Source organism: Candidatus Frackibacter sp. WG13 (assembly GCF_900114655.1).
GTDB lineage: Bacteria > Bacillota > Halanaerobiia > Halobacteroidales > Acetohalobiaceae > Frackibacter.
On record NZ_FOTT01000018.1, the window covers coordinates 53750 to 59844 of the forward strand.

Sequence of the window (6095 nt, forward strand, 5' to 3'; positions counted from 1 at the left end):
TACAGGCATTATCCTATGATTGAGGTGAATCAACATGAGCGATAATTATAAAACAATAGCTAAGGATTACAGAATACAACGGACTATCAAAAAATGCAAATTTATAACTTCAGCAGCTAATGTTAAAAGCGTAAAAGAAGCTGAAGATTTTATAAATAAAGTTTCAGAGGAATTTGCTGATGCTACTCATAATGTTTATGCATTTAAGATTGGTTTAGGAGATCAAGCAATTAAAAGAGCAAATGACGATGGAGAACCGGCGGGATCATCGGGCCCTCCGGTTTTGAAGGCAATTGAGGGAGAAGAAGTGATTAATATAGTAATTGTAGTCACTCGTTACTTTGGCGGAGTTAAACATGGGATTGGAGGTTTGATTCGTGCCTATGGGCAAAGCGGACGCGAGGTAATTAGAGAAGCGGGAATAATAGAAAAAGAACGTTATTTAACTATCGGTATTTCTGTATCATATGATGCTATGGGACAGGTGATTAATGACTTATCAGGAAAGCAAGGCAAAGTTAAAGATACTAATTATACTAACGATGGAGTAGAGATTATAGCGGCAATGAAACCAAGCTATTTAGAGGCATTTAAAGATAGAATGGTAGAAGCTACTAGAGGTCAAGCTAGATTTCGTACTATAGGAGAGGAGTTTAGATAATGCAAAAGATAAAGAAGTGGTCTATATTTGTAATTGGCTTATTTATAGTTAGTATTGGGATTGTATTAACTATTAAAGCAGATTTAGGAGTATCTCCGTGGGATGTATTTCATATTGGTTTAACAAAATATTTTGATGTATTGACGGTAGGTAGGGCGAGTCAGTTAACTGGTTTAATAGTCATTACTCTTAGTTATATACTAGGACAGATCAAACCCAATATAGGTACTGTAATTAATATGCTTTTAGTTGGTTTTATGATTGATTTTGTAATGACAGTTATTCCTGAACCAACAATTTTAGGTTATCGGTATATTTATTTAATAGCAGGAACGATTCTTTTTGGTTTAGGTGCCGGGATTTATATATCATCCCATTGTGGAACTGGACCACGAGATAGTTTGATGATGGCTTTAGATAGAAAATTAGATATAAACATTCAATGGGTAAGAAGTGGAATGGAATTAGCAATTTTGATTCTAGGCTACTTTTTAGGAGGTCCAGTTGGAATCGGAACTGTCTGTATTGCGATAGGAATTGGACCAGTAGTTGGTTTTTCATTAGACTTAATGGAGAATCTCTCTAGAAAGTCAGCTATCCGGGCTAATTTATAATGAAAATAAATTTTTTGAAAATAGTAAATAATATAGATGTAGTTTAACTAAATTAGAAGTTAATGCTTTATTGCAAATAAAGCATTAACTTTTTTATAATTTTATTTTAAGTTATTGACAAACTATAATTCTTATGTTAATATTATGCTAGAAAACCAACAAAAATAGTCGGGATTAAAAGGAGGAATTAAATGAAGCTATCTACTAAAGGGCGTTATGGGGTGCGAGCGATGTTTGATTTGGCTCTACATTATGGCGAAGGAACTACTCCATTGCGTAGTATAGCTGAAAGACAGAATATTTCTGAACATTACTTAGAACAGTTAATAGCTGTGCTTCGTAAATCAGGTTTAGTGAATAGTGTCCGTGGTGCTCATGGTGGATACTTGTTAGCTAAGGAACCACCAGAGATTACTATTGGGGATATTATTAGAGCATTAGAAGGGCCTATTGCACCATCTGATTGTGTAGCTGAAGATGTAGAAAAGGATTGTGAAAATATAGAAGAGTGCATAACTCGTTTGATCTGGAAACAACTGCAAGAGAGTATTAATGAAGTTCTAGATTCAATTAGTTTAGAAGATTTGCGTCAAGAAGCTATTAATGCTAAACAGAAGGATGGACATCACGGTTATTTATACCATATTTAAAACTAATCAAGGGGGAATTGCAAAGATGAAGCGGGTCTATTTAGATAATGCTGCTACAACTCCTACTGCATCTGAAGTTGTAGAGGCAATGGAACCATATTTCAATGAAAATTTCGGAAATCCTTCTAGTATCTATTCATTCGGTAGAGAAGCTAAGAATACTGTTGAGGATGCTAGAGAAAAGGTTGCTCAATTAATTGGAGCTGATGATGCAGCAGAGATTGTGTTTACTAGTGGAGGTACAGAAGCTGATAATTTAGCTATTAAAGGAGTAGCAATGAAGAACAAAGAACAAGGGAACCACATTATTACCTCAGCTGTAGAACACCATGCTGTACTACATACTTGTGAATATTTAGAGGAGTATCATGATTTTGAAGTAACATATCTACCAGTTGATGAAAATGGTTTAGTTAACCCAATTGATGTAGCAGAAGCAATTACTGATGATACGATATTAATTAGTATTATGTTAGCAAATAATGAAGTAGGAAGTATTCAACCGATTGCAGAAATAGGACAAATTGCTCAGAAAAATGATATTTATTTTCATACTGATGCTGTTCAGGCAGTGGGCTCAATTCCTGTGGATGTCAATGAACTGAATGCGGACTTACTTGCTTTGTCAGGCCATAAATTTAATGGGCCAAAAGGCATAGGAGCACTTTATATCAGAAAGGGCACTCAACTTACTTCCTTTATGCATGGGGGTGCGCAAGAAAGGGGTAGGAGAGCTAGTACTGAAAATGTACCGGCTATTGTCGGTTTAGGTAAAGCAGCCGAGATAGCATTAGAAGAGTTAGATGAAAAGAGAGAAAAGATGATTAAGTTGCGGGATAAGTTAATTAACGGGATTAAAGCAGAGATTGATGAAGTAATTTTGAATGGACATCCAACTAAGCGTTTACCGAATAATGTTAACTTTAGTATTCGTTACATTGAGGGAGAATCATTATTACTTAATTTAGATTTAGAAGATATAGCCGCTTCAAGTGGTTCAGCTTGCACTTCAGGCTCATTAGACCCATCCCATGTATTATTAGCTATGGGATTATCTCACGAAGTGGCACATGGGTCATTGCGCCTAAGTTTAGGTAAGTATAATACAGAAGAAGACGTTGATTATGTCTTGGAGAAGTTACCAGCAATAGTTGATAAGTTAAGAGCTATGTCTCCAATCTATAATCAGAAGTAATAAGAATAATAAATTAATTGTGTGAAAGACTAAAGAGGAGTTGATAGATATGTATTCTGATAAGGTTATGGATCATTTTCAAAATCCGCGCAATGTAGGAGAGATTGAAGCAGCTGATGGTATAGGGGAAGTAGGTAATCCTACTTGTGGAGATATAATGAAAATTTATATTAAAGTAAATGAAAATGAAGAGATTAAAGATATAAAATTTAAGACCTTTGGATGTGGTGCAGCGGTAGCTACTAGTAGTATTACGACAGAAATTGTTAAAGGAAAATCGATTGAAGAAGCAAGAGAATTAACTAATAAAAGAGTAGCAGAAGCTCTAGATGGTTTACCACCAGAAAAGATGCACTGTTCTAACTTAGCTGCTGATGCATTACAAAAAGCAATTGATAATTACTTAGGAATAGAAGAAAATAATGTTTGTGATGATTGTGAGGACATGCCAGGTTAAAATTTATAGATAGTGTTGAAATAGAAAAGGTGATTTAAAGATGGCAACACAAAAGAGAGTAGTAGTGGCAATGAGTGGTGGTGTAGATAGTTCTTTAACTGCTGCTTTGTTAAAAGATAGAGGATATGATGTAATAGGAATTACGATGCAGATATGGCCTTCAGATCAACCATCTCCAGATGATGGAGGTTGTTGTTCGTTATCGGCTGTAGAGGATGCTAGAAGAGTAGCATATAAATTAGATATTCCATTTTATGTAGTTAATTTTGAAGATGTATTTGCTAATAAGGTAATTGACTACTTTGTTGATGAATATGCTAAAGCTAGAACACCTAATCCTTGTATTATGTGTAACCAAGAGATTAAATCAGAAGTTTTTTTAAAAAAAGCTTTAGAATTAGATGCAGATTATATGGCAACGGGTCATTATGCTCGAATAGAACATAATCCTGAGGGAAGGCATTTGATTAAAAAAGCACAAGATGAACATAAAGATCAAACTTATGCTTTATATGGAATGACTCAAAACCAATTAGCACATACTTTAATGCCCTTAGGAGATTTTAAGAAGACTAAAACCAGAGAGATGGCTAAAGAATTCAACTTAGATGTATATGATAAGCCTGATAGTCAAGAGATTTGTTTCATTCCAGATGATGATTATCAAGGGTATATTAAAGAAAAGCATTCAGAAATAGCTAGCCCAGGGCCTATCCTTGATTTAGAAGGGAACAAATTAGGAGAGCATGAAGGACTTCCTTTCTATACTATAGGACAGAGAAAAGGGTTGGGACTTGCTTATCATAAGCCATTATATGTAGTAGCTTTAGATTCAGAAAGGAATGCGGTTATTGTTGGTGATAATGAAGATGTATTTGGTGATACACTAGTTGCTGATCAACTTAATTGGGTTTCTATTTCGCAGCTAAAGGAACCTATGGAAGTAGAAGCTAAAATTAGATATAATGTCACACCATCACCAGCCACAATTTATCCACTGACTGATGGTAAAATTAAAGTTAAGTTTGTAGAGCAAGAACGAGCAATTACTCCTGGTCAAGCAGTAGTATTCTATCAAGATGATATCTTAGTTGGTGGAGGAATAATAGAAAAGGAATTAAAATAACATTATAGTTAATATATAGAATTCAAGTAAGTACTATGGGGAAGAGTATTCCTCTAGTGCTTACTTTTTGTTTATATATAAGCATATTTTATAACTAAATTTCAAGTATAATTAATCTATTCTTTAAATTTCATAATTTCATCATAATTGTTTAATATAATATAATTGTCTTTTGTTCATAAAATGGTCAAAGTGAAAGATGTAACTTAAAGAAGGGTTTTAGGGGTGAGGGGTAGAATATTTTTAATGATGAAAGAAAATACCTTCTTTAGACTAAAGGAAGGGGGTGAATGATTTGTCAAGAAGACAAAAGTGTTTAATATTATTAGTGTTAATTGTTTCTCTTTTTGTTATTAATGTTGTTGCAACAGCTACAACAGTTAGCGAGGTAGAGAAAGGGTTAATGTGTTATTGTGGGTGTAACATGACTTTATATAGTTGCGAATGTGCTGATGCAGCACAAATGCGTAGTGATATCCAAAAGATGATAGACCAAGGCATGACTAAAGATGAAATTATAAAGAACTATGTCAAGAAGTATGGGAACACTATATTAGCTTCTCCTCCCAAAAAAGGCTTTGATTTAATTGCTTGGGTTATACCTGGAATTATCATATTAATTAGCGGTTTTTTAGTATGGATGTTCATTAAAAAAGGAGTTTTATCATCTAAGTCCAAATCGAAAAAATCGTTAGACAATAGTGAAGTAGAAGAATATGATGAGCAGATTGAGGAAGAAATTAAAAAGTACTTATAACTACTTTAAAGAGTGACTAAAATAGTCACTCTTTTTTAATTCAGAGAATTTTAAATATAGATTAACATATACTAAAATAAATTTAACTAAAATGATATTCTTTTGATTAAAATTCTTCTTGACATGTTTTAATAGTTTTGCTATACTGTTAAACGTCGTTTGAAGAAAGTCTGTGGCGATAAGGAAAGAAAAGTATTTAATTTTTCTCTTGACACTTTTCAAAGAATTTGTTACACTATTTCTTGTCGCTTGAGCAATTGACAGTTGACGATTGACTATTGACAATTTTAAAATCAAAAGATTAAAGATAGTTGTCAAAGGTTGTTGTTAATTATAAATTGTTAGCGTGAGCAAGAGAAAACATTTTAAAGTTTCTCTTGACAAGTTCCGAAAGTTTTGTTACACTGTTAATTGTCGCTTGAAGAAATGCGACAGATTATAACTTGTCTAGCAAAATTATTTTTAAAATTATCTTGACAAGTTTTGATGAGTGTGATAAAATTTTAAATGTCGCTGAAAAAGTGACAGCAAAATTTAAAATTCATTTTAACAAGTCAAATCATTAAATCTTCATTATATATTAATGATTTTGATTAACAAAAAAGTTGGTCTTTGAAAACTAAACATTGTCTGTA

At 33.2% G+C, this 6095-nt stretch carries 7 protein-coding genes; all 7 read left to right on the forward strand.

Annotated features, from left to right (window positions below; all coding sequences use genetic code 11):
* Positions 1-34: 34 nt before the first annotated feature.
* Positions 35-661: an IMPACT family protein gene (locus BM077_RS09985; RefSeq protein WP_089749914.1), complete on the forward strand. Its 627-nt coding sequence runs from the start codon at positions 35-37 to the stop codon at positions 659-661.
* Positions 661-1275 carry a YczE/YyaS/YitT family protein gene (locus tag BM077_RS09990; protein WP_089749916.1) on the forward strand — a complete coding sequence of 205 codons (615 nt, stop codon included), beginning with the start codon at positions 661-663 and terminating at the stop codon, positions 1273-1275. Before BM077_RS09985 ends, BM077_RS09990 begins: the two co-directional genes overlap by 1 nt.
* A 191-nt stretch (positions 1276-1466) precedes the next feature.
* A complete protein-coding gene (locus BM077_RS09995) occupies positions 1467-1925 on the forward strand; it encodes an RrF2 family transcriptional regulator (protein WP_089749918.1) in 459 nt (152 codons plus the stop codon).
* Between the two features lie 25 nt (positions 1926-1950).
* Positions 1951-3120 (forward strand): cysteine desulfurase NifS, encoded by a 1170-nt coding sequence (gene nifS, locus BM077_RS10000; RefSeq protein ID WP_176941695.1) that lies wholly within the window; start codon positions 1951-1953, stop codon positions 3118-3120.
* Between the two features lie 49 nt (positions 3121-3169).
* A complete protein-coding gene (gene nifU, locus BM077_RS10005) occupies positions 3170-3577 on the forward strand; it encodes a Fe-S cluster assembly scaffold protein NifU (protein ID WP_089749919.1) in 408 nt (135 codons plus the stop codon).
* Between the two features lie 40 nt (positions 3578-3617).
* Entirely contained in the window at positions 3618-4703 is a 1086-nt protein-coding gene (gene mnmA / locus BM077_RS10010) for a tRNA 2-thiouridine(34) synthase MnmA (protein ID WP_089749921.1), read from the forward strand.
* 295 nt (positions 4704-4998) lie between these two features.
* Positions 4999-5460 (forward strand): cytochrome c-type biogenesis protein, encoded by a 462-nt coding sequence (locus BM077_RS10015; protein ID WP_089749923.1) that lies wholly within the window; start codon positions 4999-5001, stop codon positions 5458-5460.
* Positions 5461-6095: the final 635 nt, after the last annotated feature.